The organism is Shewanella sp. BF02_Schw (genome assembly GCF_014596695.2).
Classification (GTDB): Bacteria; Pseudomonadota; Gammaproteobacteria; order Enterobacterales; family Shewanellaceae; genus Shewanella.
Genome location: NZ_JABKAW020000006.1, coordinates 54,022 through 80,326, shown reverse-complemented (window position 1 = coordinate 80,326; position 26,305 = coordinate 54,022). Strand labels below are relative to the sequence as shown.

Here is a 26,305-nt window from a genome sequence, read left to right as displayed (position 1 = left end):
AATAAAAAAGGACCTTGCGGTCCTTTATCAAATTACTCTAAACATATCCTGTTCATGACATGTAGTTTCGCTCAATTAAAAACTCGGTAACATGCCCTGCGGTAGCAATCGGTTAAAACTGGCGCCATACAACAAGTCGACCGAGTTCTCGATATCAGGTGAAAAGTAACGGTCTTTATCATAAAACGTCACTATTTCACGCAGTTCAGCTTTGGCCAGCGCTACGGCGGCGCTTGGTTGCAACGGCTTTCTAAAATCTAACCCTTGCGCAGCAGCTAACAACTCAATAGCCAATACTCCACGGGTATTTTCGCTCATGTAGCGTAAACGTCGTGCAGCAAATGTCGCCATCGACACGTGATCTTCTTGGTTTGCCGATGTCGGTAAACTGTCTACCGAGGCCGGATGCGCATAGGTCTTGTTTTCCGATGCGAGTGCAGCTGCAGTGACCTGGGCAATCATAAAGCCAGAATTCACCCCACCGTTATCCACCAAAAATGGTGGTAACTTAGACAAGCTAGAATCAATCAACAACGCCATTCTGCGCTCCGAAATAGAGCCCATTTCAGCAATCGCAATCGCGAGGTTATCAGCCGCCATCGCAACGGGTTCGGCATGGAAATTACCGCCCGAAATAATATCGCCCGTATCTTGGAACACCAATGGATTATCAGTAACACCGTTTGCCTCAGCGCCAAGCACTTCTGCTGCTTGACGGATTTGGGTTAAGCACGCACCTAAGACCTGTGGTTGACAGCGCAGTGAGTATGGATCTTGTACTTTTTCGCAATTGGTATGGCTTAGGCTAATTTCCGATTCATTAGTGAGCAAATGACGGAAAATGGCTGCTGAATCAATTTGGCCTTTTTGTCCACGCGCAGCATGAATACGCGCATCAAACGGACTACGACTGCCCATAGCGGCTTCAACACTCATGGCGCCAATAATTGAACTGGCGGCAAACAAGTCTTCTGCATTAAACAAACCTTCAAGCGCCAGCGCTGTTGAGGCTTGCGTACCATTCAGTAACGCTAAGCCTTCTTTGGCTGCTAATTCAATAGGTTTTAGCCCAGCAATCTCAAGACCTTCCGCTGCTGAGATAATCAGCCCCTGATAGCTCATTTCGCCTTCACCTAACAAAGGTAAACACATGTGAGCTAATGGCGCTAAGTCACCCGATGCCCCGACTGAGCCTTTTTCTGGCACACACGGATACACTCCGGCATTCACTAGCTGAATGAGAAACTCGATAACCTCTAAACGAATACCTGAAAAACCGCGGCTTAATGAGTTAATTTTTAACACCATCATTAAGCGCACGGTAGCATCTTGCATGTATTTACCAATGCCAGCGGCGTGGGACAATACAATAGAGCGTTGCAATAATTGCAGATCTTCTGGAACAATTTTAGTGTTGGCTAACAAGCCAAAGCCAGTATTGATACCGTAAACAGTACGGCCTTCACGTAATACTTGCTGGACGATTTCAGCACTTTGATTAATGTCTTTAATCGCTTCTTTCGCAAGGGTCAGCTTGACACTATTACGGCTGATCGCACGAGTCTGCGCTAATGTCAGCGTACCTGGAATAAGTTCAAATGAATAAGTCGACATGGATTAAGCTCCTAACATTGGCAGGTCTAAGCCTTGCTCTTTGGCACAATTTTTTGCAATGTCATAGCCAGCATCTGCATGACGCATTACCCCAGTAGCAGGGTCGTTCCACAATACTCGGCCTAAACGTACCGCAGCCTCATCGGTTCCGTCGGCCACTATCACCACTCCAGAATGTTGACTAAAGCCCATACCAACGCCGCCACCATGATGCAATGACACCCAAGTTGCACCACTAGCCGTATTGAGTAAGGCATTCATTAATGGCCAATCTGACACCGCATCAGAGCCGTCTAACATGGCTTCTGTTTCTCGATTTGGGCTGGCAACTGAGCCAGAATCTAAGTGATCACGACCGATAACAATTGGTGCCGATAACTCACCGTTTTTGACCATTTCATTAAAAGCTAACGCTAAGCGGGCACGATCTTTAAGCCCTACCCAGCAAATACGTGCAGGTAAGCCTTGAAACGCAATACGCTCACGCGCCATGTCGAGCCAATTGTGTAACTGCGGATTATCTGGAATAAGCTCTTTGACTTTGGCATCTGTTTTGTAGATATCTTCCGGATCGCCAGACAAGGCTACCCAACGGAATGGTCCAATGCCTTCACAAAATAACGGCCGCACATATGCTGGCACAAACCCAGGGAAGTCGAACGCATTCGTTACGCCTTCTTCAAAGGCCATTTGGCGAATATTGTTACCATAATCTGTGGTTGCTGCACCGGCTGCCTGCAATGCCAACATTGCTCTAACTTGCACCGCCATTGATTGCTTCGCCGCTTTAACGACTGCCGCTTCGTCAGTTTTACGCATTTGAGCGGCGTATTCTAAGCTCCAGCCTTGAGGTAAATAGCCGTTTAATGGGTCGTGCGCGGAGGTTTGATCGGTTACCACATCAGGCACAATGCCGCGGGTCACTAGCTCAGTAAACACATCGGCAGCATTGGCTAATAAGCCGACTGAAACAGGCTTGCCGCTTTGGTTTGCTGCGTAAATCATCGCTAATGCTTGATCTAATGAAGTGGCTTTTTTGTCGACGTAACCAGTACGCATGCGAAAATCGATACGGGTTTCATCTACTTCACAGGTTAATACCGAATAACCCGCCATAGTACCAGCCAGTGGTTGTGCGCCACCCATGCCGCCTAAACCGCCGGTTAAAATCCACTTACCCGCTGACGAGCCATTAAAGTGCTGTTTAGCCATGGCGACAAACGTTTCGTAAGTACCTTGCACAATGCCTTGCGAACCAATATAAATCCACGAACCCGCAGTCATTTGGCCATACATCGCCAAACCTTTCTTATCCAGTTCGTTAAAGTGTTCCCAGTTAGCCCAATGTGGCACTAGGTTGGAATTAGCAATAATGACCCGTGGCGCATTGCTATGAGTGGTAAACACCCCAACAGGTTTACCAGACTGCACTAATAAGGTTTGATCGTCTTCAAGACGTTTAAGCACCTCAATAATTTTGTCGTAACTTTGCCAATCGCGCGCGGCGCGGCCAATGCCGCCGTACACCACTAAGTCTTCTGGGCGTTCGGCAACATCAGGGTGTAAGTTGTTCATTAACATGCGCATCGCGGCTTCGGTTAGCCAACTTTTACACTGTAATTGGGTACCGTGTGGCGCAATAATGCGACGGCTTGGGTCGTGTCGTTTATCCATATGTTCCTCTTCAACCGAGTTTATTCAGTTTGGTTTTTTATTGGTCTTGTTGTGTATTTTTAATGTCTTACGGTTTTCATTTTCGATACCACCTTTTAACGCGCAAAGGTTAAATGGCCGCCTAGTTTAAATTTGCTACCCGGATGAACTAAACGAGCAAAACTGACCACACCTTGGCGCGACCAGGTACGACGTAAAATTTGTAAGCAAGGTTCCGTTGCAGCAATCGACAACCTTTGTTGTAACAGCTCGTTAGCCATAATGGCTTCAACGGTATGCTTGGCCTCTGTCAGTGGCGCTACGGCCGACAAATATTCATGGGGAGTATGTGAGCTAAAATCTTGTTGTAGGTAATCAGGCACCAGCTGTGGGTTTACATAACGCTCTTCAACTTGTAATGGCAAGCCTTGCTCGCAATGCACCAACACCGAATAAAATACAGGGCTGCCCAATTCCAGCCCCAATGCATTAGCCACTGTTGTGCTGGCCTCGATTTGTCTCAATTCAAGCTGGTTAACACTGTAGCCATGGCCACGATCTTTTATCTCATCGGCAATATTACGAATAGCCAGTAATGACGATTGCGACTTTAATCCCGCAACAAACGTGCCCACTCCCTGAGTGCGCTCTAACACGCCCGAGTCCACCAGCTCAGTTAACGCCCGCCTTGCTGTCATACGGCTACAGGCGAACAATTCAGTTAACTGATTTTCAGACGGCACTCGGTCGTTTTCTTGCCATTCGCCCGTTTCAATACGGCTCAAAATGAATTGTTTTATCTGGGCAAACTTTGCTTGGGCCATATCAGCAGCTCTCGGTTTTTTAGACAATAATGTCATTGCTGTTTAAAAACACATCAGTCATCCTACCTTGTATATACAAGCTAAAACAAGTATTGTTTAGCAATCAATAATTAATGCATTTTTAGGGATTTTCATGTCGTGGGATCAAGTGTGGATTGATGTAAACGTGGCCACCATGGATACCAATATCCAAGGGGCTTACGGCGTAATACCTCTAGCGGCTATTGCAATAAAAGATGGCAAAATTGCTTGGGTTGGCCCGCGCAGTGAACTACCTGAATTTGATGTACTGGCAACCCCAGTTTACAGAGGCAAAGGCGGCTGGATAACACCAGGGCTTATCGATGCACACACCCACTTAGTCTTTGCCGGTAATCGCGCCAATGAGTTTGAACAACGCTTACAAGGTGCAAGTTACGAAGATATCGCTCGGGCTGGCGGCGGTATTATCTCAACCGTTAACGCCTGTCGTGAAGCTGATGAAGCTGAGTTATTTGAACTGGGTCGACAACGCTTAAACGCCCTAGCCAGAGAAGGCGTCACCACGGTTGAAATTAAATCTGGTTACGGCTTGAACACCGAAACAGAACTTAAATTATTGCGCGTTGCGCGTGAGCTAGGCGAACATCATCACATTGATATAAGCACCACCTTCTTGGGCGCCCATGCTATTCCGCCAGAATATAAAGACAATGCAGATGTCTATATCGACCTCGTCATTAATGACATGCTCCCCGCGGTAATCGCCGAAAACCTTGCTGATGCCGTCGATGTATTTTGTGAAAATATCGCCTTTAATCTTGAGCAAACTGAGCGAGTATTAACTGCGGCTAAACAGGCAGGTCTGCAGATTAAACTGCATGCTGAGCAATTAACCAATATGGGCGGCAGCGCCTTAGCAGCCAAGCTTGGGGCTAAATCGGTCGATCATATTGAGTTTCTAGATGAAGCAGGTATTAAAGCCATAAGCGAAAGTGGTACCTGTGCAACCTTGTTACCCGGCGCATTTTATTTTTTACGCGAAACCCAATTACCGCCAATCGACTTACTGCGTCAATATAAGGTGCCAATGGTTATTGCCAGCGATTTTAATCCGGGGTCATCGCCTATTTGCTCCACTTTATTGATGCTCAATATGGCTTGCACCTTATTCAAACTCACCCCAGAAGAAGCCTTACAAGGTGTAACCATTAATGCTGCAAAAGCACTTGGTATCGACAATAATGTCGGCAGTATTACCGTAGGTAAACAAGCTGATTTTTGTTTGTGGGATATCACCACTCCAGCACAATTAGCTTATGCTTACGGAGTGAACCTGTGTAAAACCGTTGTAAAAAATGGTCAGGTAGTTGCGCTACCCAATTAAACAGTTAAACAGTTAAACCGTTAAACAGTTAAACAATTGGGCTCAACTTTTCTCAATCAAATAGCCACAACGTCAACTAAAACTCACTACTAATAGCAGTACCACTGGCGATAATGTCTATCTCCAGTGGCGCTGCTATGTACGTCACCTCAAATCCCGAGTTCAGATTTATTAAACTATTGGGCAATAAAACCGTGATTTTAAGGTCAGTTTCATTTAGGCTGACTATATTAATGAACAATCGTTCAGCTTGTTATAGTCAGTATCACAGACAACAATAGTGAGATGAATACTCGATAAGTTCTTTTCAACCAACATCACATTGCCAGAGGTTTTATGAAAATCCGTGTTTTAATATCGCTTGCGACAGCTTTTTTTATGCTTAATACCAGTAGCGCTTTTGCTAAAAATCTAGCAGATACTGCGGTGCAAGCACCATTAGTTAAGCCTAAAGTGATTATTTTTGATGTGAATGAAACCTTGTTAGATCTTGAAAATATGCGCGCCTCTGTGGGTAAAGCGCTTAATGGCCGTGAAGATTTACTGCCATTATGGTTCTCAACCATGCTGCATCATTCTTTAGTAGTTTCAGCTACAGGTGATTACCAAACGTTTGGTAGCATTGGCGTTGCGTCACTGCAAATGGTCGCCGAAATCAACGGCATTGCCATTACACCAGAACAAGCTAAAACCGCCATTTTAACGCCACTTCGTTCATTACCCGCTCACCCAGATGTTGCGGAAGGTTTAGCTAAATTGAAGGCCCAAGGCTACAAACTAGTCACCTTAACCAATTCATCATTGGAAGGCGTAACCTTACAGCTTAAAAATGCTAATTTAAGCCAGTATTTTGATGCCAACTTAAGCATAGAGTCTGTTGGAGTATTTAAGCCGCATTTAAAAACGTACCAATGGGCCATTAAAGATTTAGGTGTTAATGCAAATGAAGCGTTAATGGTTGCCGCGCACGGCTGGGATATTGCCGGTGCAGATAAAGCAGGCTTACAAACCGCCTTTATTCGTCGCCAAGGTAAAGTGTTGTTCCCACTAGCAGCACAACCAGACTACAACGTACTGGATGTAAACGAATTAGCCAGCACCCTAGCTAAGTTCAACTAGCCTTAACGATTATCGCCCAGTATTAGCTGGGCGATAAATTTACACAGCAATGAGTATTTCCTCTATATAGCCCCATCAATCTCCCCCCCCCTTAAGACGACTTGCACTGCCCCTTGCCATTAACCATTAATTAACATTTAATGAATGCTGATTAATCGTCGTCATAAAAAGGGAAAACAGATGAGAACGGAATATTTAGCGCTATCAGTGGCATTATGTTTGGCTAGTTTAAGCGCAAACACCATGGCACAAACCACACTGATGCATCATGTTAATGGCTACACGCTCGTCGACGGAAAACTGCAAACCTTCAATGCTATCCAATTTACTGACGACAAAATTGATCGACTATTTACCTTAAACCAAGCCTTACCTAGTGCAACTGATATCACCTCAATTGATGGCAAAGGTAAAACCTTATTACCTGGATTAATCGACGCCCACGGTCATGTGCTAGGGTATGGTTTGAGTTTATTAACCGCAGACTTGACCAACACCAGTAGCGAACAACAAGCCGTTGAACGCGCGCAAGCATTTAGTAAAAACAACCCGACTGATGGATGGTTAATGGGCCGAGGTTGGAACCAAGAGTTATGGGACAGCAAACAATTCCCGACTAAAGAAAGCCTAGATAAAGCCTTTAAAGCTAATCCGGTATCATTTGGCCGAGTTGACGGTCATGCCATTTGGGTTAACAGCAAAGCGTTAGCACTCGCGGGAATTTCGTCAACCACAGTGGCACCAGAAGGCGGTGAAATTGTCAAAGACGAGCAAGGTAATCCTACTGGTGTATTAATCGATAATGCGATGAACTTAGTGTTTAACATAGTCCCCGATCTCAATCAGCAGCAATTACAATCAACCTTAACCCTAGCGATGGATAGCCTAGCGTCATACGGGCTAACCAGTGTGCACGATGCCGGCATCAACATCGACAACATCAAGGCATACCAACAATTAGCAGCGAACAATGCCATGAGCGTGCGGGTTAATGGCATGCTATCGGTTGAAGACCCTCGCTTTACCACCATCTTAAAGCAAGGCCATATCACCACTGCCGATAACATGTTTAAAGTCGACAGCGTTAAAATATCAGCCGATGGCGCGCTTGGCAGCCGCGGCGCAGCGTTAATCAAAGAATATTCAGATCAACCCGGCCATAAAGGCTTAATGCTGTATTCAGACGATCAACTCGGCAAACTGATTTTACAGTCGATGAAAGCAGGTTTTCAGGTTAATACTCACGCCATTGGCGACAACGCCAATCAAGTGGTGCTCGATAAATACCAAACCGCCATTGCAGAAACCGACTCAAAAGCATTACGCCATCGCATTGAACATGCACAAATTCTCGATTTAGCCGACATACCGCGTTTTGCCCAACTTGGGGTTATCGCATCGATTCAAGCAACCCACGCCACCAGCGACAAAAACATGGCAGAAAACCGTTTAGGTAAAGCCCGCTTGGCCGGTGCTTATGCATGGCGCAAGCTGTTAAACGCTAATGCCGTCATCGCCAACGGTTCAGACTTCCCTATTGAATCGCCAAACCCATTTTTTGGATTGCATGCATCCGTAACTCGCCAAGACCATGTTAACCAACCACTCGACGGCTGGCTCGCTACTGAAAAACTATCACGTATCGAAGCACTCAAAAGCTTCACCATCGACGCCGCCTACGCGGGCCATCAAGAACAGTTATTAGGCTCATTAGAACCCGGTAAAAAAGCAGACTTTATCCTAGTCGAAGATGACTATTTTACAATCGACCCACAACAGATCTGGCAAAACAAAGTCATCGCCACCTGGGTAAACGGCCGCAAGGTATTTGCACAAGAGTAAACTGCGTTGAGTAGGGTTTATTGATAAGTAAGATAAGTAGAATTGGTTTTAATAACGTTTCAGCCTGTGTGCCAAAGTGACACAGGCATTGCTTGTTGTACGTTTTAACACCATAATAGCCATGTGACACTTTGGCACAATTGGAGATTATATTATGGCGACTACTTTACCTCGCATCACCGCTAGAGTTGATGTCGACACCCAAGATTTACTGACAAAGGCAGCAGCAATCGCTGGTATGTCGAGCATTAACTCATTTGTACTCAGTGCAGCAATCGAAAAAGCCAAACAAATCATTGAGCGTGAACAAGTACTAAAACTAAGTCAAACAGATGCGATGTTGCTTATGGAAGCACTAGACAGTCCAGCAACACCAAACTCAAAACTCAAAACGGCTTCGGAACGTTACGAAAGCAAAATCCAATAATGAATACGGTACTTTTAGATAAAGCTAAACACGATAGAAACCGATTCAACTGTGGTGTTGACGCTCTTAATAACTACCTAAAAGTCATGGCGAGTCAGCAAGCGAAGAAAGACAATAGCAGAACTTTCATTTTAGAAGATGATAACGATAACTCGCATATTATCGGCTTTTATACCTTAACAATGACACCAATTGACCTAAAGACTCTGCCGGATAAGCTACAGAAAAAGTACCAGTCATCAACGTCTGGCGGCCTTATAGCCCGCTTAGCAATCGATGACCGCTATAAAGGCCAAGGCTTTGGCGAATGGTTACTTATTGATGCACTACGAAAACTGCTAGCGGCAAGTGATAGCGTAGCATTCCCAGTCGTCATTGTTGACGCAAAAGATGGCGCAACACACTTCTACGAACGCTATGGATTTAAAGCTTTTCAAGACGCAGAAAACAAACTGTTCATCACCATTGCAGATGTAAGAGCAAGTTTAAGTTAATTAACAAAAAGCCTTTGATGCACTTCCTTAATCCAATTTACTTAGTATTGGTTTCGTTCAATTCGAATCCTAACTTCGATGTTACTAATTGCCTGCCGCAGACCCAGTGCAGATGATTAAGCGAGACGCCACAAGCACATCCATGTGGGCTTAGCCAAAACATCCATGTTTTGGATACTCGCTGACTCATCAGCACCTGCGATTCTACTTTCTTCGATTTAACTTCATGGTTGTCTAACGTTAAAACGAAGCTCACATTTTACTGGCAGGTGGCTCATATGTGTTAAATAGCTTGCCTGCGCACCCTTGCAATCTCATCTTTATTTCTTAGTTGTCTAATAAGAAATTCTGCCCATCGACGTGAATATAAGTAACCATCAAAACCTTCAGAATAAGCTGCATATTCTCCTTTGAAGGTGATTACCATTTCACGAGGTCTAGCATTATAATACTTCCAACATTTAGTATGTAACGTAGGATTAAAGTCTTTTATTTTCTCTTTAACGATAGTAACAACTTTGCCTGGTTTTAACTTAAATGGAGACTCTATACCTTTAATAAAAGCTACGCCTCGCTCATAGTTTTCCATTTCATTATCATTGAGTTTATTAACGTTAATAAACTCAATAGCTAAGTCAGCAGATTTTGCATGATTTCCGAGCTTGGGGACTAAAAAAGCCCTTATTCTATATTTCTGGCTTTCCAATACGTCATCAGATAAATCGTTTTTATATGTTTCCATGTACTCACGCACAACACGGTAATTTTCGGTGTGAAATTGTTTTAAAGCATCGAGTTGAGCTTGTTCTGAAGTTCGGGTTAATTGCATAGCAATCGCTAACCTAGCCATTAATGCATGACTATCACCAAACTCTTCAACTAGAAGATTCTCAAAATTATTAAGTGCAGATTGGCATTCACCGCTAGTTGCGAGATCAACTGCTGGTAAACTTCTATGTTCAATCTTATTTCTGAGTCCAATAAGAAAATTTAAATTTTTGGTTTCAGGGTTATCCTCGCCACGCCAATATTCGTTACAGCAACGATACAACTCCCATGCTTTTTCTTCACCATCAATTATTATTGGATTTCCTTCTTCATCAAGATGAAAATAATTTTGTTCTTTTTTCTCAAAAATAGCATGAAACAAAGCTGTGTAAGCAATGACGATATTAACTATAAAGCCATATGTTTTAAATTCCGTATAAGGATTGTTGTACGTCGATACAGCCAGTAAAGCGAACTCTCTAGCTTTGTGAAGCAAAATACTTTTTGGCGAAAGGTTGTTTGGATCTTGCAGTTTTTGTGAATGTATAAGACTAAATTCAGCCTTGCTTAAATAGCTGAGCCCCGTAGAAGTATATTGGCTACCATCTCTTTGAACGAATTGGTGCCATCTTTTAGTTGGATAAGTTTGACAACTACTTATTGCCCAGCCTGATGCTTCTGCCAATTCAGTCATTGTGAAAGCTTCTCCAGCTTTCTCCTTAGCTAGCATAAATTCAAATGCTAGATCTACTCTTTGATTCCGATTCAACGCAATACTCCATGAGTTATTTTACAGCAGATTAATTAATTTCATCCTACATTTGCTATCTCTTTGGTGTAAAGCAATTAAATTTCTTCATGTTGCCACTACATTGAGGACGTTGAAGAAAATAGCGTGAGTCCAGACATGGATGTCTGGCTAGCTTTCGAGGTACAGGATGTACCACCGAAAGCGTTAGCATTTTCGAATAAGGCCGAAGAACACCAAAACGAAGTCAAAAGCTGGATTCAACCACGTCGCGAAATTATCGCTTTTCAGATAATTTTGATGTGGCGGCTGGGAGTTCCAAGAGGGAACAGCCGTTGGTTTCCTCTTGGTCTGGTGTGGGCGAAGCGCCACGACCTTAGTGGCCGCAGGCCATAAATCAAAGATAATAAAAACAAATAAGAATTACTGAGATAACAGCAAGAAATTGACCATGTCATCACAACCTAAATGCTGACATAGCCAAAACAAACGCGGAATAAACGAATTAAGCTTGGGTAAACAACTGATACAACTTATCTTTTAATACCAAACGGTCAAGCTTTGCTTGCTCAATAAAGTCATCACTTGTTGGAGTATTGCGTAACTCCAGCTTACGAATTTCAGTATCTAATTTATGATACAGCTTCGCATCTTCAGCAAACTCAGTATCATTGGCGGTTAACAATGAAATCTTGTCTTGATACTCAGGGAAATCAACTAATAACGCATGGCTTTCACCTAACATACTTCTCTCCTTTTCATGTCAATGTCTAATAATGTTAGACCATATTTACACCTTATCGTCAAACTTACTCTCATGTTTTCCAATAACAAGCATATAAAAACTGCAACAGCTTAACCGCTATAACTGTTAGGATATGCTTATATTCGTACTTGAATACCGCTATTAACTTAATGAGTAATCAATGAAAAAACTTCTCAATGTCTTAATCATCAGTCTGCTCGTCAGCGCATGTTCAGATCCAGCAACACCTGAAAATAATTCCAACTCTATCACCGCAACAGCGGGAAAGTCTGCTACTAAGCTCAGTCTTAAGCAGCAAGTAGAGTCGATCACTAAAGACTATTTTGTACTCAGACCTGAAATTGCCACTTATTATGGCGTGAGCGACGCAAGCATCAATGCCAAAGTGATGTCTAAACTCACCGACTACAGCCCATCGGGTGAAACCCATCGTCGCAAAGGGCTTAAGGCAATACTGAGTCAACTCAACGATATTGATGCAACAAGCTTAACTCCCTCAGAAACGATCAGCTTAAACGCGATAAAGTCTGAAGTGAAAGGCGCTTTATTACCTGCTCAAACAGTGAATTATGGCACGGTATTAGGCGAGTATGGCGTGTGGTTTTTACCCTATGCCGTAAACCATTTATCGGGTTTGCAAATTGAATTCCCCGGTTACATGGAAGACAAATTTTCCGTTACCAATACCGATGAAGCGAACGCTTATTTAAACCGTTTAAGCATATACCCTGCAGCGATGGGGACGCTTATCGATAAGCTTAACCATGATGCCGACATAGGCGTCATTCCACCAGACTTTGTCATTGATAACACACTGCGTGGGTTACAGGCCCAAATCAGCGGCCCAGCAAACAGCCATCCTTTAGTGACCAGCTTCAACGCTAAACTTAACGCAGCAAAAGTGGTCGATAGCGATACATTGGTAAAGTCTGCTACGGAACTGGTCGAGACTAAATACTATGCCGCCACCCGCCAACTGATCAACGCCTTAGAAGCCGTGCGCCCAAAAGCAACTCATGAAGCTGGCATTGGGCGTTTACCTCAAGGGGCGAAGTTATATCAAACGCTGATCCAGCATTTAGGCAATTCGACCAAAACTGCTGATGAAATTCATCAACTCGGTTTAGCTGAAGTCGCCCGGATTACTGCCGAGATGGACGGGCTACTCAAAGAAGTCGGTTATGTTGATGGCACCGTCGGCGAGCGCATGCAGGTGTTACTCAACGACCCACAATATCTTTACCCTAATACCCCAGAAGGCAAGCAACAGCTAATGGCCGATATTGATGCCGACTTAGCCTTGGTTGATGCAAAATTACCACAGTGGTTTGGTCGCTTGCCTAATCAAGATGTGGCTATTGAAGCGGTACCAGACAGCCGTGCGGCTTCTACTAGCGGCGCATTTTATGATGCCCCTTCGCAAGATGGTTCGCGTAAAGGCACCTTCTGGATCAGCTTGTATGACACGGCATCACTGCCATCTTATTCATTACAGACCTTGACCTACCACGAGACCAATCCTGGTCATCATTTACAAACCATTATTGGCTTATCTGATGAATTACCACTGCTAAGCACAGTGTTTTACTCCAATGCGGCTGGCGAAGGTTGGGCTTTATATGCCGAGCGTTTAGCTGCCGAAATGGGCATTTATGCTAATGACCCTATCGACAACATTGGCCGTTTGCAGTCAGAGTTACATCGTGCAGTTCGCCTGGTGGTTGATACAGGCATGCACGCCAAAGGCTGGAGCCGTGAACAAGCCATTGACTACGCGGTGGCAACTGAAGGGATTCATTTGTCGGAAGCCACCGGCGAAATTGAACGCTATACCGTTTGGCCAGGCCAAGCTCTTGGCTATAAATTAGGTGAGCTGAAAATTATCGAACTACGTACCAAAGCCAAGCAAGTCTTAGGTGATAAGTTTGATATTAAAGTATTCCACGATCGCTTATTAGAAAATGGCGCATTGCCTTTAGATTTAATGGAGCAAAAAATTAATCAGTGGTTAGCCAGCGAAACGGCTGCGTAATCAACCTCAGCTCGAAATAATAAGCTTCCGCTCAGAATAATACTGTTTGAGCAGGCTACGCAATAAAGCCACAGGGCGAATACTCGTGCTGTGGCTTTATTGTCATTTATCGTTTTGCAGCTTGGTTTAACTTAGATCAGTTTTATTTAGCTTGGTTTTGAAACTCTGCTAATTTTTTAGTGTATTTGTTTTGATAGAACGGATGGTCGGTACTTGCTAACGCTTGTTGTTCCGCTTCGATAGCCTGAGTCATTTTACCTGTAGCGGCATAAACGCTGGCTAACTCATGGTAGGCCGAATGTGCTTTAGGATAGGCTTTCAGCGTATCTTGGTAAACCCCAATAGCTTGCTGTGGTGCTGCGTGAACTAAGCTATTACCTAAGGCTAACAGCGAATCAATTGCTGGCACATCAAAGCCATAAACCTCATCAGACAGTCGCTTATAATAGGCTAGAATCGCTTTAGATCCTTGTTGCGATACTTCTGAATCCGCCGCTAGAACAGTGTGAACATCGTTAAATATCTTCTCGATACCTAATGCCGTCGCCAAAATAGGCTGAGTCATATAATAGCTGCCGTCAAAACGCTTTATTTGATAGTTCAATTTAGCATTGGCATTGGTTTGAATAATATCTTCAAGCTTAGCAAACGAATCCAGCTGCCTTTGTTCAAAGTCGCTATCACTGGTACTCACAAATAGAAATTTTGGTTTGCCGTCCATTTTTTTGAGCTTTTTAGGCGCATCATTTAACACATAAGCAAAGTCTGTTGATAATACAGGGCTGGCAGCAATATAAGCATTAAATAAACTAGGACGATTAATTAAGCTGTATAGCACTAAACCTGCATTGCCAGTAAAGCCGTTAAAAATACGAAAGCCATTGGTGCGATAGCGTTTATCAATTGCGGGCAGTAAATCTTGCTCAAAAAAGTCCAGTAGTGCTTGGTCGCCTTGCTGCTCTATCGCACGCTGTTTTAACTTACCCAAGCCTTGATGGCCGTCGGGCGCGGTAACAATAATGGTTTCTAACCACGGCCAACCGCCGTTATGGCTCATCCAATCGTGCATACCGGCTAAATACAAATGGCTGCGCGGATGTAGGTCAAATAACACCACATAACGCTTATCCGTTTGCTTGGTATACCCGTTTGGTAAGGTCACCAAAAAATCGGCTGGCTCGCTAAATAAAGTGGACTTCACACTCAGGGTTTCGGTCGTTGGCGGTAACATTTCAGCAGCAAACACCACACTAACGTGGAAAAAGCTTAGTAATAATAAGAATATAGACAGACTTTTAGCCCATAAGCTCGGCCATTTGATATAACGTTTTTTCCCTATTGTAAGCATGGTACCTTCCTGGTGAAACGTGACAATTAAGTTAACCCGAAGCTACCAGACCACATCACACAAGGCAATTTAGTAATATCTAAACTTAGCTCACATCTTGCATTCAAAGTCATCTAACTAGGGTGCAATATCACGAATAGCACTAGCCTTCATCGCCAATAAAGCTTAGGATCATCACTACGTTAATTTATTGTTTTGGAGTAACAAATCTTATGAGTATTAGAGCTATTATCGTTGATACCGCCGGTACCACTACCGATCTTAACTTTATTCAGGATGTGTTATTTCCTTACTCAAGAAAAGCGATGGCTGAATTTCTTGAGCAAAACCAACATAACGTTGTGGTTGATTACTGTATCAGCGATGTTAAAGATATTGCCTTAGAACCAGACGCGACACTCGAACGAGTCACTGAGATTTTACAGCAATGGATCGATGAAGACCGTAAACTAACACCACTTAAAACCCTACAAGGATTAATCTGGAAACAAGGTTATAACCGCGTAGAGTTTACTGGCCACATTTACCCTGACTTTATTGATAACATTGAGCGCATTAAAGAAAAAGGCATTCGTATTTACAGCTTCTCTTCTGGTTCTGTCGAAGCGCAAAAGCTGTTATTTAGCCACACCGAAGCAGGCGATTTAACCGGTTCGTTCAATGGTCACTTTGATACTCGCACAGGCAATAAATTAGACAAACAAGCCTACTGTAATATTTGCAACACCATTAGCTTGAAACCAAAGCAGATCTTATTTGTATCGGACGTAGCAGAAGAGCTCAAAGCTGCAGAAGCCGCCGGCATGACAACTTGCCAAATGATCCGCTTCGCCGACCAACGCCAAGCCACGTGCAAAAAAATAAGCAGCTTTAGTGAGTTAGCGTTCGATTAACACTGACTGATTAGACATAAAAAAACGACCATCTAGGTCGTTTTTTTTATGTCTGCAAAGTGCCTGTTAACTGGGAAATGCAGGTGAAATACATTTTTTCACTTCAAAATGATAACCATATTCCGCATTGATATCGGGTGTTATTTCAAGGATCTCATAATCATTAAGCTCGACCACATGCGACAACGGTAGTTTTTGACAGCGGGATTTGGCATTCGCCTCCAACTGAAACGCAAACAACGCAATTGCTTTACGCACACTGGTAAAATACTGGCTACGTAAATGACTGTAAGGCTGCTTGGCGATTTCATCAATGGCGTCCAGTTCTTGCTCGCGTTCAACTTGTTTCGCTGTTTTGGGTTCAGACTTGGGTGGTTCTTTCTTAGCAGGGTCTGTTTTAACAATGATCGACAAGCCATCATCAGCAAGTATTTCCGCTTCGGTTTCGGCTTCAACTAGTTGCACCACTTGTGGATCATCCAACGCTTTTTCAACCTGACCATAAAGGTCCATCAGCATGGCGAGGTGATACAACACCACTGCAGCAAGAATCACTCGCACCCAAAGGTTGTACGATGAAAATGCACATGATTAATCAAGCGAAAGTTGGTCACACCAAAGGGGCGGAGTATAAAAGACACACCAAACATTAGCGGAAAAATAAGCTGTAGTAATAACAGCACAATACAGCTCATCACCACACTCCATGCCGGAATGTAGAGCAAAATGGCGAAGTTATGGGTGTAATTAAAGCTACTGGCTGCGACGCCAACCACATCGTTAACCACTGAACTTGAGCTAGCCAGGGCAAAATTGGCCACTATCGCATAAAACAGTAACAACACCGCTTTGCCAGCCAAGCTGTGCCACATACGTTCAAATAAATGCCAGAACTCAATCGACATCGCCATCACGCTGATAATGGCCACCCACGCCACCGAGTCTGTGGCAAACAGTAAGACTATCGCCACCAAATACAATTTCTGCGGCAAACTCAGTTTGGTTTGTAATTCAGTAAATCGGCTACTAAACACCGTCCAACATGACGATATCCATAAATTTGATGTTGTTATAAAAGTCTCTTTTCGCAAGGTGAAGATCCTTATAAGTTCACTGGATATACTCACTGTAATAGCCACTGTCCCTTGTTGTTCATCGTCCAGACTGTTAAATTAACAGATGGAATTTAAACAAGCGTTTAATTTATTAATTCATAACAGAGAACCGCCATGAATGACTTTTTAGCTCAACATTCTATCAGTACAGACATTCAAGTAGCATGGGGTGAAATGGATGCACTGCAACATGTGAATAATTCGGTGTATTTTAAGTATTTTGAAACTGCTCGTCTCGATTTCTTTAACCAAATTAACCTACTCGACGATCTAAAAACTACGGGTGTCGGTCCGGTACTAAGCGAAACCAATGCCCGCTTTAAGCGCCCAGTAACCTTTCCGGACTCAATTGTTGTAGGGGTAAAGATCAGCGATATCAATGAAGACCGCTTTGTGATGCATTACACCGTGTTCAGCAAAGCACAGCAAGCAGTGACGACTATCGGCTGGGCAAAAGTGGTGATGTTTAACTTTAAAACCGGCAAAAAAGCTAAACTCACGCAAGAATTACTCAACGCCTTATTGGAACATGAGTAACAGTATGAGTCATAACATCAATAGCCACATCAACAAGCGGCATTACAAGTAATAGGACAACACACTATGAGCAATCAAGACACCGTAACCGTGCAACACCAAGCTAGCCAACATCGTTTTGTGGTTATCACTCAAGGTGTTGAGGCGGTACTTGAATATCACTTAGAGGGTCAAAATATTGATTTTAGTCGCACCTTCGTACCACCCGCTTTACGCGGCCAAGGTATTGCTGAAAAGCTAGTCCGAACTGGACTGGCTTGGGCGAAAACAGAAAAACTTAACATCAGTGCCAGTTGCAGTTACGTAGCCAAGTTTTTACGTTAACATCTTCTTTTGTGTTAGCCCTGAGCTGCACCGGTTAATGCAGCCAATTGCTGACGAACAAGCTCAGCAAGTGGTTCGCTTTTTTCAGTTTGGTAATTGTAATGCACCATAGTGGTGGTCGCTTCAGCGGTTTTTTTTCCGTGCTGCCAACAGCTTTGTAATATATCAAAGCTGCTATTGCCTAAACGACTAATGTGCGTTTTAACGATAACTTCTTCGCCATAATACGTTGGTGCGGTGAACGCGATAGTAAAACCAGCAATGATCATGTTCCACTTGGTTAAATCTTGCCCTGGATTTACGATTTCAAAAATCGGCTCACGAGCCGCTTCAAACCACACTGGGATAACCGTGTTATTAATGTGTCCTAACGCATCGGTTTCACAAAAGCGCGGTTTGAGGGTCATGCTAAATTGAGTGTCTGTCACAAAGAATCCTTTATTATTATTTTGAGTACATTGACGTTTTGCTCGATGAACAAATGTCATTAGCCCATTCTAACGACACATCTCACTAAAGGTCATCAAAAAAGTCTGTATTGCGAAGGAATTATGGGGGGTATGTTAGGGGAGAAAACAGTGATCATCTTAAAAAATTAAATAAAATTATTTTATCGGTTGGGTATCGTACTCATCTATAATGGCCTAAATCAACTAAACAGACAAAATGTCATCAAATCTCGGCGAAAATCTTGTCACTCCGAAGCCAAACAACTAGAACTTATTTCCATGCTTAGCTTTATCTGCTGCAACTTCAGCCGCTATTTCAGCACGAACTTCCTTGATGTCTTCTAAGGCATCAAACTGATACTCAACAAAAATTTGATAGTATTTACTCTGTAACAAGTAAAGTGACATGAGTAAAAAAACAACGGCTAACAGGTACGCATAAATAAATGTTGCCTGTTCTGCGATTAAAAACACTGTTGGCAAAAATATAATAAATAAAATACAGAAATACCATTGTAAGACTTTTACGGCGAAGAAAGATCCTCTAACAACTGCAAAGTTCACACCGCTGAAAATAATGGTAGTAGTGAATAAATACATCAACACATGCTCTATTTTCATCTCGAAATAAAAATCAAAAATGAGCAGATTTAACAGTGCAATGGAAAGTATCATGGATAGTGTCGCAGCTAAAAAAGCCCCTATGGACTTCATAGGTGGAAATAACCCGACAATATCGTCATCACTTTTCTTTTTAGTTTGTCTTTTCATCAATCAGCTAGCTCTTCATATATCCCAATAGCCATTGTTCCAATTGTTCCATTGAATAGGCTACCAGAAATGCTCATTGAAGCTCCAACGGCATCCATTAAATGTAAACGAAATGCATGGGTAATTTGTTTACCTGTATATTTTTTATGTTGCCTTTTCGAGCCATAGATTTTATTAATTTACTTGAAGCACCAGGTAAATTAAGACGGGTAATGACCAAGGACTGATTACACTTTTTGACCAATAAAACAGATCTACAAGTGAGTTTAATCAACGAAGAGCGGTTTTAATATTTAGCGCCTTCTTCAGCAGCTATCTCCGCAAGAACAGATTTATAGTCTTTAACACTATTTAATCGATGTTGAACAAAAATTCGATATTTTTTACTGTCTAAAATAAAAATTGAGCTCATCGCTAAAACTGCTGAAACCAATTTAACAATAAATAATTCCACGGAAAAGTCTTCTATTATCACAATAGGGATCAGTAAAACTAAGAGAGCATATTGGAATAGCTTTAGAACCTTGACGGCAAAAAATGAACCTAGAATAACTTGGTAATTCACCAAGAAAAAAATGATAGATAAAACGGCTAACACGCCTAAAATCGCTTCTGGTGAAGGGTCAAAATAAAAATTCAATGTAACAGATGCCCCGACTCCGAATGATATAGTCATCAGCACAGAAGCAATTAAAAAGGTTATAAATGACAACAAGGGCGGAAATATCCCAACAGCAACATCTTCACTCTGTGGATTGTTGATCATTTACCACTCATCCCTTCAAAAATACCACTAGCCAACACTTTTTGGCTAAATTGATTGTCATAAAACGACTGAGTGCTAGATCTAAAAACAGGCTTTCCATTTACCGTGATAATTTCCATAGTTCCCTCTATGTTGCCTAATTTTAAAATAGAGTATTGTACCGCTACTGAAAATACAGGCAATTATCACTAAGTATTACGAAAAAGGACGCTAATGCGTCCTTTGGTATAAAGATTGATGGTTAATTACTTGCCATACATGGCATTAATTTCACTGTGATATTTGCTGTAAATCATTTTACGACGTAGCTTTAATGTCGGCGTAATGAGTCCAGATTCCATCGAAAATGCTTCATGTAATAAGGTGAATTTTTTGATTTTTTCAAACCCAGCTAACTCATGTTGCAACTCGATTAATCGCTGCTCGAAATGAGCCACCACTTGTGAGTGACGTAACAACTCAATTGGGTTTTCAACATGAATACCTTGCGCTTTAGCCCAAGTATTTAATGCTTCAAATGCTGGCACGATTAGGGCTGACACATAATTGCGTGCATCGGCAACAATGGCGACTTGTTCGATAAATGGGCAACAAGCTACCTTACCTTCAACCCGCTGTGGTGCAATGTATTTACCGTTTGAAGTTTTCATTAACTCTTTAATGCGATCGGTAATATACAAGTTACCTTGCTCATCGATACGCCCTGCATCACCGGTTTTTAACCAACCGTCTTCAAAGGCTTCGGCGGTATCTTGGGGGCGATTGTAATAACCGCGCATCACAGTGTCGCCACGCACTAAGATTTCATCGTCTTTGCCAAGCTTGATTTGCATAGCCTCTAGCGGCTTACCGTTTGAACCTGGTACACGATTATCTAAAGTATTACAGGTTACCGTAGCGCAGGTTTCTGTCATGCCATAACCACACAATACCGGTACACCTATACTGTGAAAAAAGCTGGCCACATTAATATCGAGTGCGGCACCGCCCACGGGCATGAACTTTAACCGGCCACCCAACACTTGCTGTAACTTGCTGTAAACCAGCTTGTTAGCAAGCGTCCACTGTGCACTTAACCACAAACTTCCTGAAGCACGACCTTGGCTAACTTCAAATTGGCGTTTACCTACCCGCATCGCCCAAGCAAATAATGTTTGTCTCGCTTTAGGCGCTTGGCCGACTTTATCGTGCACAGCGCTGTAAATTTTTTCTAAAAATCGCGGCACAGCACACAAGGTATGTGGTTTAACCGCAATAAGGGCTTCTTTAATGCGATTAGTGTCGTTTAAATACACATTGTGGCCACCGCGACATAATACATACATACTCCAACCACGCTCGAACACATGGCTAAGCGGTAAAAAGGCCAACGACACATCACCCGCAGTAAATGGCAACTCACTGTCATGCTGTTTAATCATCGAGGCAAAATTACGGTAGTCGAGCATCACACCTTTAGGATTGCCGGTGGTGCCAGAGGTATAAATAAGCGTGAATAAGTCGTCTAGGTTGCTATTGGCGAGTCTAGTATTGAGCTCATTGGTAATCAGCGGATTAAATTGCGCCGCTAATACCTGATCAAAATACACATGATTATCGGCATTAAGGGTAACGTTAGCATCAAAGACTACAATGTGTTGCACGCACTCAGCTTGGGCTGCCACTGTGCAAGCCATGTCGTATTGCTGTTGGTTACCAGCAAAAATTAATTTAGCTTGAGAGTCGTTAACAATGAATACCGCTTGCTCTATGGTGCTGGTTGGATATACCGGTACCACAACATTACGAGCCTTAAGGGCGCCAATATCTGCACAGGTCCACTGTGGACAGTTTTGCGCTAAAATCACCACTTTGTCTTGCACTTGTAAGCCAAACTCAATTAACAACTGTGCGACTGAGTCTGTAACCGTATCAAATGCGCCCCATGTCACGGTATGCCAAGGAGCTGGCATGTCAAAGCCTTCAAGGGCAATGTTATTGCCTAATGACTGACCTTGCTGTTGCAGGAGTCGAACTACGTGGTATTGATCTAATGACATATGATAGTGGCCTTTTAGCTTACAAGTGTTCCGCTTTTTGCATTCTACCTGAAATCGCTAAAAACCATAAGAGCTTTTGCTCTATTTTTGAGCTTACGGTCACGTTTGTCAGTTATGCTCGATGATTTACGGGGCCAAAACGCCATGTTGCCACAAACGTTTTTTACCCCAAATTAATGCGCCAACACCAACAATAATTAGCGGCACATCAATAAGCAACCATACCCATAAGCTGTCACCGTCACGCACTGCTGCAAAGCTCAACGACACCAATATCGAATGGAGTAACACTATTAGCATTGCGGCTGTGGCTTGCAGGCTATTACGGCTTGCCGCACCCATTCCCAGCATAATGGCACAGCCCCAAAAAGTACTTAGGCCTAAATGCAGTACAAAAAGCCCACCGTATTGAGGATCAATCAAGCTATTGGTAAAACCTAGCACACTGACCATAGCCACTAACACAGCGATGAAACGATACTGGCTGCGGTAAAATGCATCGCGCAATCCACTCAAGCCGCTATAACAAGGCAATAAAAACAGCGTTTCTGCCGCGCGCCAACGCTGAATTCGGCTCCAATGAACAATGGCACAACTGATCACGGTAAATTGCACCAATAAAAATAATGCTGGTACATCAATATCAAATAGCCACGACAGCAGTATTAAACCAAGGGTGATCAACGGTAAACAAAGCAGCATCATCGTTAGCACTGGGCCGATAAAAAAGTTCATCGGATGAAACAACCGCTCAACACGAGTAATCCAGGTAAATCCTTTTATGCTCGGCAGCCACATCCAGCCCATTTGCACGGCGTTGAGGTACACCACTCGCGCCTCGTTATTCCAGCTAAGTTGGCGACATAAATGGATCACCCAAAACAATAGCCCAGCAATCAGTATTAGCATCATCCACGTCGGTATCGTGAGCGCTAATTTATCTAAAAATGGCACTGTTATGAATAATAAAAACGATAAATGAAAACTGTTACTGCGCCATAAACAGGCCCATACAAATAGCAAACTGACCACAATGGCTAGCAGTAGTCTGGGGATGACATCGTAAGCAGCAAAACCAATACAGGCGAATAGTTGTATCAATAACATACCGACTGCGATGGTCGCCGCCTGTACGAGTACGTACTTTTGATAATTTGGTATTAGACCGGTCACCTCAGTTGCTGCTAAGCGATTAAACTGCCAAGAAATTGCCGCCCCCGTAGACAGTGTTGCCATGGAAAAAACGAGGCTAACAACCTCAGTTTTACCCGTGATAAAACACAAAAAACCCAACATTAGGCCTAATCCTGCGGCACCAATAAAACCGACACTGCCTAAGTCATATAACCACAACCGCAGCATGCCACGGTAAGGTTTACGCCATGCTGAAAGTTGACTGTTTTGCAGCGACTGATTCATCGATGCAGCTCCATAAATAACTGTTCTAAGTTGAGTGATTTTTCACTCTGCACACCCGCAATATTCGATGGGTTACCTTGAGTATCCACCAGCACACTTTGTCCGGTTTGGCTCAATATTTTATAATGTGACGGTAACTGAGCGTTTTCGGCTAAGTTGAGTAATTTAACCTCTTCACGCAAGGCGTCGATTTCTTTAAACAGTATCAGTTGGCCTTTTTTAATCAGGGCAACATGGCTGGCAACACGTTCTAAATCTGAGGTGATATGCGATGAAAATAACACTGCTGAACCTGAATCGAGCGCGAGATCGAACAAGTCGCTCATAAACTGACGCCTGGCAATGGGATCTAAGCTGGCAACGGGTTCGTCGAGTAATAGTAAGGTTGGCCGATACGCCATAGCCATGATCAATGCTAATGATTGACGCTGGCCCACTGATAATTTTTGCACCGCTTGCGTAACATCTAAATCAAAACGTTTAAGCCAATCTTGCTCGAGTGTCATATCCCAATTTGGATAGAAGCTACGGTGCAACTCTAATGCTTTATCAATGGTAAAGCCTTCATAACCAAAAGGCTGCTGGGGTACGTAACCAATACGTTCTTTTGCTTGAACAGATAAAGCGGTAGGCGATTCGCCAAGGGTTGAAATATCACCTTGTTCGATGCCCACAATGCCTAATGCACAACGCATTAACGTCGATTTACCCGCACCATTTTGGCCTAATAACCCGACCACCATACCTGGGTAGAGTGTCATCGATAGATCGACCAACACCGCATGACCTGCTGCAGACTTGTGTTTTGCAGCAAAGGTTTTGCTCACATGATTAAAACGTAAAACGGGCTTCTCTTCGGCTTCCATTATCGACTTCCTAGATGATGTCCTTAAAAATTAGCTCAACTGTGGCTATTCTTTATTCCAAAATTGTTCCAACAATACTTGTAACTGGTCATAATCGACCCCTAGTTGCCGTGCCTGCTCAACTAATGCAGTTAATTGTGGTGCCAACAAACTGCTGCCAGAATCATTATTGGCCGCGGTTCTGGCAGCCACGCGTGACGGCTGACCACGGCGGCGCTCAACCCAACCTTGGTCGACTAGTTGCTGCATAGCACGTGATACCGTCATCGGGTTTACCGCTAAATGCTCGGCAAGTTGGCGCACCGAAGGCAGAACATCTTCGGGGTGCAATTGCCCGCCGACAATTAAGCGCACGATTTGATCGTGCAACTGTCGATAGATGGGTTCACCACTGCTGGGGTTGACATTTATTAATTCTAACATTAGCCTTTAACAACTGTATTAATACATTGATACATTGATACACTCATACACTAAGTGCTAAGGTATCATAATCGTCATGAAATGCAAAAAGGAAACGTTCCGATGATCAACAGGAAGTTTATCAACACAGTCTTAGCCAAGCGGTCAACCCGCTCTGGGTTATGCCAATCGGCAACACGTACTAGCCGATGGCTCGCGGTCGCTATTGCTATTTTACTCGCCAACAATAGTTATGCTGACACATCGCAAACCAATGTGGCTGCTCCGGCTAAAACCAGTGCTTGTTACTTAGACGGTTTAGACGAGCAATTACAGTGCGGTAAAATAACTGTATCAGAAAACCCTCAACTACCTGACGGTAAGCAAATCGACATTCATTTTGCTATTTTGCCAGCAATTAAAAACACTCACCCAAGTGAAGCGTTACTGGCCATCGCAGGCGGACCAGGCCAGTCAGCCATTGAAAATGCCGCCTTCTTTAATCGCATGTTGACCAAAGTTCGTCAGCAACGCGATATTTTACTGATTGATCAGCGTGGTACCGGTAAATCGAACATTTTATCTTGCGACGATGACACCACTGAATTACTCAGTATGAATGATGACGATCTTGATATCATTGCCATGACAGAAAAATGCCTAGGTCAAATTGATGCCGATGTAAGCCAATACGGTAGTAATACCGCGTTAACAGACTTCGAAGCAGTACGCGAATATTTGGATTACCAAAAACTGCATTTATACGGTATTTCCTATGGAACACGTATGGCACAGCTTTATATGCGCCATTACCCAGAAGCCTTATTAACCGTGACACTAGATGGCGTAGTGCCAATGCAACAAAGTGTTGTGGCGATTGGTGACTCAATAGAACGTGGTTTAAATGTATTATGGCGCGACTGTATAAGTACTCCTGCTTGCCAGCAACAATTTCCTGACTTGGCTGACGAATACAATAAAGTCGACCAACTGCTCGCCACCGCTCCAATAAGCCAACAAGTACGTGACCCACAAACAGATGAACTCAGCGAGTTTTTACTCACCCGCGGCAAGTTTAGCGGCGCTATTAGAATGGCGATGTACATGGCAAACATCCGTGCACTTATCCCGCATGCTATTCATCAAGCGGCACAAGGTAATTACCAACCGATATTAGGTATTTACACATTAACTGCTGATAGCACAGGTATTGCGATGGGCATGCACGCCTCCGTTGTGTGTGGCGAAGACATTCACCGCATTACTGATCAAATGCGTAAAGATGCAAAAGAGTCGTACATCAGCGGTAATATGTTAGAAGGATTAGAAAAAACCTGCCAGGCCTGGCCGATACCACAAGTAGACGACAACTTTAGTGAACCTATTCTCAGTGATATACCCACTTTATTGTTGTCTGGCGAACTCGACCCTGCAACACCGCCAAACTGGGGCGCACTGGCACAAGAAAAACTGACAAAATCAAAGCACTTCATTGCACCTTACGCAACCCATGGCGTGGCAGGCCAAAGCTGTGGCAATGACCTCGTCGCCCAGTTAGTTGACCAAGGTTCAGTAAAAGACATCAACGGTGAATGCTTACAAAAAGATGTCCGTCGTAGCTTTTACCTTAATGCCAATACCGTTGAAGCGCTACCGGTTATCGACACGCCCACTGACATAGAAACAACAGCACCAGCGAATACCGCTGCGGATAAGGAATAGT

At 43.4% G+C, this 26,305-nt stretch carries 26 protein-coding genes; 10 read left to right on the top strand and 16 right to left on the bottom strand.

Going from position 1 to position 26,305, the window contains the following annotated elements; genetic code table 11:
- Positions 1-75 precede the first annotated feature (75 nt).
- From hutH to hutC, 3 genes are all read right to left on the bottom strand, one after another.
- Entirely contained in the window at positions 76-1,614 is a 1,539-nt protein-coding gene (hutH, locus tag HNW13_RS19140; RefSeq protein ID WP_101088622.1) for a histidine ammonia-lyase, read from the bottom strand.
- 3 nt (positions 1,615-1,617) lie between these two features.
- A complete protein-coding gene (gene hutU, locus HNW13_RS19135) occupies positions 1,618-3,288 on the bottom strand; it encodes a urocanate hydratase (protein WP_192116217.1) in 1,671 nt (556 codons plus the stop codon).
- Between the two features lie 95 nt (positions 3,289-3,383).
- On the bottom strand, positions 3,384-4,091 hold the full coding sequence (gene hutC, locus HNW13_RS19130) for a histidine utilization repressor (protein WP_101088691.1): 708 nt from the start codon (positions 4,089-4,091) through the stop codon (positions 3,384-3,386).
- Positions 4,092-4,224: 133 nt separating this feature from the next.
- Between hutC and hutI the strand changes: the two genes are divergently transcribed.
- The 5 genes from hutI (at position 4,225) to HNW13_RS19105 (ending at position 9,339) form a co-directional block, all read left to right on the top strand.
- The gene (gene hutI, locus HNW13_RS19125) at positions 4,225-5,457 is read left to right on the top strand and encodes an imidazolonepropionase (protein ID WP_192116218.1); all 1,233 of its coding nucleotides are present in this window, start codon (positions 4,225-4,227) and stop codon (positions 5,455-5,457) included.
- A 378-nt stretch (positions 5,458-5,835) separates the two neighbouring features.
- Positions 5,836-6,576, top strand: coding sequence for a haloacid dehalogenase type II (locus HNW13_RS19120; RefSeq protein ID WP_208062946.1), 741 nt, complete (start codon positions 5,836-5,838; stop codon positions 6,574-6,576).
- 180 nt (positions 6,577-6,756) lie between these two features.
- The gene (locus HNW13_RS19115) at positions 6,757-8,418 is read left to right on the top strand and encodes an amidohydrolase (RefSeq protein WP_192116219.1); all 1,662 of its coding nucleotides are present in this window, start codon (positions 6,757-6,759) and stop codon (positions 8,416-8,418) included.
- A gap of 154 nt (positions 8,419-8,572) precedes the next feature.
- Entirely contained in the window at positions 8,573-8,845 is a 273-nt protein-coding gene (locus HNW13_RS19110; RefSeq protein ID WP_192116220.1) for a DUF1778 domain-containing protein, read from the top strand.
- The gene (locus HNW13_RS19105) at positions 8,842-9,339 is read left to right on the top strand and encodes a GNAT family N-acetyltransferase (RefSeq protein ID WP_192116259.1); all 498 of its coding nucleotides are present in this window, start codon (positions 8,842-8,844) and stop codon (positions 9,337-9,339) included. The genes HNW13_RS19110 and HNW13_RS19105 overlap by 4 nt, the downstream gene beginning before the upstream one ends.
- A gap of 283 nt (positions 9,340-9,622) precedes the next feature.
- Here HNW13_RS19105 and HNW13_RS19100 read toward each other — a convergent pair whose 3' ends face one another.
- Together HNW13_RS19100 and HNW13_RS19095 are read right to left on the bottom strand one after the other, a co-directional pair.
- A complete protein-coding gene (locus tag HNW13_RS19100; RefSeq protein WP_192116221.1) occupies positions 9,623-10,876 on the bottom strand; it encodes a DUF3644 domain-containing protein in 1,254 nt (417 codons plus the stop codon).
- A gap of 484 nt (positions 10,877-11,360) precedes the next feature.
- Positions 11,361-11,600 carry a YdcH family protein gene (locus HNW13_RS19095; RefSeq protein ID WP_101088629.1) on the bottom strand — a complete coding sequence of 80 codons (240 nt, stop codon included), beginning with the start codon at positions 11,598-11,600 and terminating at the stop codon, positions 11,361-11,363.
- Between the two features lie 181 nt (positions 11,601-11,781).
- Here HNW13_RS19095 and HNW13_RS19090 point away from each other — a divergent pair, with 181 nt between their 5' ends.
- Positions 11,782-13,653 (top strand): DUF885 domain-containing protein, encoded by a 1,872-nt coding sequence (locus HNW13_RS19090; RefSeq protein ID WP_192116222.1) that lies wholly within the window; start codon positions 11,782-11,784, stop codon positions 13,651-13,653.
- 142 nt (positions 13,654-13,795) lie between these two features.
- On the opposite strand, the gene HNW13_RS19085 is transcribed toward HNW13_RS19090, so the two are convergent.
- Complete coding sequence (locus HNW13_RS19085; protein WP_192116223.1) at positions 13,796-15,001, bottom strand: alpha/beta hydrolase-fold protein; 1,206 nt, start codon at positions 14,999-15,001, stop codon at positions 13,796-13,798.
- Positions 15,002-15,213: 212 nt separating this feature from the next.
- Between HNW13_RS19085 and mtnC the strand changes: the two genes are divergently transcribed.
- A complete protein-coding gene (mtnC, locus tag HNW13_RS19080; RefSeq protein WP_101088632.1) occupies positions 15,214-15,894 on the top strand; it encodes an acireductone synthase in 681 nt (226 codons plus the stop codon).
- A gap of 66 nt (positions 15,895-15,960) precedes the next feature.
- Here the strand turns inward: mtnC and HNW13_RS19075 are convergent, their stop codons facing one another.
- Both HNW13_RS19075 and HNW13_RS19070 read right to left on the bottom strand, forming a co-directional pair.
- Positions 15,961-16,449: a hypothetical protein gene (locus HNW13_RS19075; RefSeq protein WP_192116224.1), complete on the bottom strand. Its 489-nt coding sequence runs from the start codon at positions 16,447-16,449 to the stop codon at positions 15,961-15,963.
- Positions 16,446-16,985 (bottom strand): hypothetical protein, encoded by a 540-nt coding sequence (locus tag HNW13_RS19070; RefSeq protein ID WP_192116225.1) that lies wholly within the window; start codon positions 16,983-16,985, stop codon positions 16,446-16,448. Before HNW13_RS19070 ends, HNW13_RS19075 begins: the two co-directional genes overlap by 4 nt.
- Positions 16,986-17,123: 138 nt before the next feature.
- On the opposite strand from HNW13_RS19070, the gene HNW13_RS19065 reads away from it, so the two are divergent.
- A complete protein-coding gene (locus HNW13_RS19065; RefSeq protein ID WP_192116226.1) occupies positions 17,124-17,546 on the top strand; it encodes a thioesterase family protein in 423 nt (140 codons plus the stop codon).
- 66 nt (positions 17,547-17,612) lie between these two features.
- Entirely contained in the window at positions 17,613-17,870 is a 258-nt protein-coding gene (locus tag HNW13_RS19060) for a GNAT family N-acetyltransferase (protein WP_182744659.1), read from the top strand.
- A gap of 14 nt (positions 17,871-17,884) precedes the next feature.
- Here HNW13_RS19060 and HNW13_RS19055 read toward each other — a convergent pair whose 3' ends face one another.
- The 8 genes from HNW13_RS19055 to HNW13_RS19025 form a co-directional block, all read right to left on the bottom strand.
- Positions 17,885-18,298 carry a thioesterase family protein gene (locus HNW13_RS19055; protein ID WP_192116227.1) on the bottom strand — a complete coding sequence of 138 codons (414 nt, stop codon included), beginning with the start codon at positions 18,296-18,298 and terminating at the stop codon, positions 17,885-17,887.
- Positions 18,299-18,583: 285 nt separating this feature from the next.
- Positions 18,584-19,090 carry a hypothetical protein gene (locus HNW13_RS19050; protein WP_192116228.1) on the bottom strand — a complete coding sequence of 169 codons (507 nt, stop codon included), beginning with the start codon at positions 19,088-19,090 and terminating at the stop codon, positions 18,584-18,586.
- A 286-nt stretch (positions 19,091-19,376) separates the two neighbouring features.
- Entirely contained in the window at positions 19,377-19,856 is a 480-nt protein-coding gene (locus HNW13_RS19045; protein ID WP_101088637.1) for a hypothetical protein, read from the bottom strand.
- The gene (locus tag HNW13_RS23690; RefSeq protein WP_279575215.1) at positions 19,853-19,975 is read right to left on the bottom strand and encodes a hypothetical protein; all 123 of its coding nucleotides are present in this window, start codon (positions 19,973-19,975) and stop codon (positions 19,853-19,855) included. Before HNW13_RS23690 ends, HNW13_RS19045 begins: the two co-directional genes overlap by 4 nt.
- A gap of 126 nt (positions 19,976-20,101) precedes the next feature.
- Complete coding sequence (locus HNW13_RS19040; protein ID WP_101088638.1) at positions 20,102-21,895, bottom strand: long-chain fatty acid--CoA ligase; 1,794 nt, start codon at positions 21,893-21,895, stop codon at positions 20,102-20,104.
- A gap of 126 nt (positions 21,896-22,021) precedes the next feature.
- Positions 22,022-23,314: an ABC transporter permease gene (locus HNW13_RS19035; RefSeq protein WP_192116229.1), complete on the bottom strand. Its 1,293-nt coding sequence runs from the start codon at positions 23,312-23,314 to the stop codon at positions 22,022-22,024.
- Positions 23,311-24,180 carry an ABC transporter ATP-binding protein gene (locus HNW13_RS19030; protein WP_192116230.1) on the bottom strand — a complete coding sequence of 290 codons (870 nt, stop codon included), beginning with the start codon at positions 24,178-24,180 and terminating at the stop codon, positions 23,311-23,313. The genes HNW13_RS19035 and HNW13_RS19030 overlap by 4 nt, the downstream gene beginning before the upstream one ends.
- Positions 24,181-24,225: 45 nt before the next feature.
- Positions 24,226-24,603 carry a GntR family transcriptional regulator gene (locus tag HNW13_RS19025; RefSeq protein WP_011639383.1) on the bottom strand — a complete coding sequence of 126 codons (378 nt, stop codon included), beginning with the start codon at positions 24,601-24,603 and terminating at the stop codon, positions 24,226-24,228.
- Between the two features lie 102 nt (positions 24,604-24,705).
- Between HNW13_RS19025 and HNW13_RS19020 the strand changes: the two genes are divergently transcribed.
- Positions 24,706-26,304, top strand: coding sequence for an alpha/beta fold hydrolase (locus tag HNW13_RS19020; RefSeq protein WP_059746053.1), 1,599 nt, complete (start codon positions 24,706-24,708; stop codon positions 26,302-26,304).
- Position 26,305 lies beyond the last annotated feature (1 nt).

Coding starts and splice junctions, on each gene's coding strand:
- HNW13_RS19060 (WP_182744659.1), top strand. CDS start 17,613: ATGAGCAATCAAGACACCGTAACCGTGCAACACCAAGCTAGCCAACAT.
- hutC (WP_101088691.1), bottom strand. CDS start 4,091: ATGGCCCAAGCAAAGTTTGCCCAGATAAAACAATTCATTTTGAGCCGT.
- HNW13_RS19040 (WP_101088638.1), bottom strand. CDS start 21,895: ATGTCATTAGATCAATACCACGTAGTTCGACTCCTGCAACAGCAAGGT.
- hutU (WP_192116217.1), bottom strand. CDS start 3,288: ATGGATAAACGACACGACCCAAGCCGTCGCATTATTGCGCCACACGGT.
- HNW13_RS19050 (WP_192116228.1), bottom strand. CDS start 19,090: ATGAAAAGACAAACTAAAAAGAAAAGTGATGACGATATTGTCGGGTTA.
- HNW13_RS19035 (WP_192116229.1), bottom strand. CDS start 23,314: ATGAATCAGTCGCTGCAAAACAGTCAACTTTCAGCATGGCGTAAACCT.
- HNW13_RS19085 (WP_192116223.1), bottom strand. CDS start 15,001: ATGCTTACAATAGGGAAAAAACGTTATATCAAATGGCCGAGCTTATGG.
- hutI (WP_192116218.1), top strand. CDS start 4,225: ATGTCGTGGGATCAAGTGTGGATTGATGTAAACGTGGCCACCATGGAT.
- HNW13_RS23690 (WP_279575215.1), bottom strand. CDS start 19,975: ATGGAAATTATCACGGTAAATGGAAAGCCTGTTTTTAGATCTAGCACT.
- HNW13_RS19115 (WP_192116219.1), top strand. CDS start 6,757: ATGAGAACGGAATATTTAGCGCTATCAGTGGCATTATGTTTGGCTAGT.
- mtnC (WP_101088632.1), top strand. CDS start 15,214: ATGAGTATTAGAGCTATTATCGTTGATACCGCCGGTACCACTACCGAT.
- HNW13_RS19020 (WP_059746053.1), top strand. CDS start 24,706: ATGATCAACAGGAAGTTTATCAACACAGTCTTAGCCAAGCGGTCAACC.
- HNW13_RS19095 (WP_101088629.1), bottom strand. CDS start 11,600: ATGTTAGGTGAAAGCCATGCGTTATTAGTTGATTTCCCTGAGTATCAA.
- HNW13_RS19065 (WP_192116226.1), top strand. CDS start 17,124: ATGAATGACTTTTTAGCTCAACATTCTATCAGTACAGACATTCAAGTA.
- HNW13_RS19090 (WP_192116222.1), top strand. CDS start 11,782: ATGAAAAAACTTCTCAATGTCTTAATCATCAGTCTGCTCGTCAGCGCA.
- HNW13_RS19120 (WP_208062946.1), top strand. CDS start 5,836: ATGCTTAATACCAGTAGCGCTTTTGCTAAAAATCTAGCAGATACTGCG.
- HNW13_RS19030 (WP_192116230.1), bottom strand. CDS start 24,180: ATGGAAGCCGAAGAGAAGCCCGTTTTACGTTTTAATCATGTGAGCAAA.
- HNW13_RS19045 (WP_101088637.1), bottom strand. CDS start 19,856: ATGATCAACAATCCACAGAGTGAAGATGTTGCTGTTGGGATATTTCCG.
- HNW13_RS19025 (WP_011639383.1), bottom strand. CDS start 24,603: ATGTTAGAATTAATAAATGTCAACCCCAGCAGTGGTGAACCCATCTAT.
- HNW13_RS19110 (WP_192116220.1), top strand. CDS start 8,573: ATGGCGACTACTTTACCTCGCATCACCGCTAGAGTTGATGTCGACACC.
- hutH (WP_101088622.1), bottom strand. CDS start 1,614: ATGTCGACTTATTCATTTGAACTTATTCCAGGTACGCTGACATTAGCG.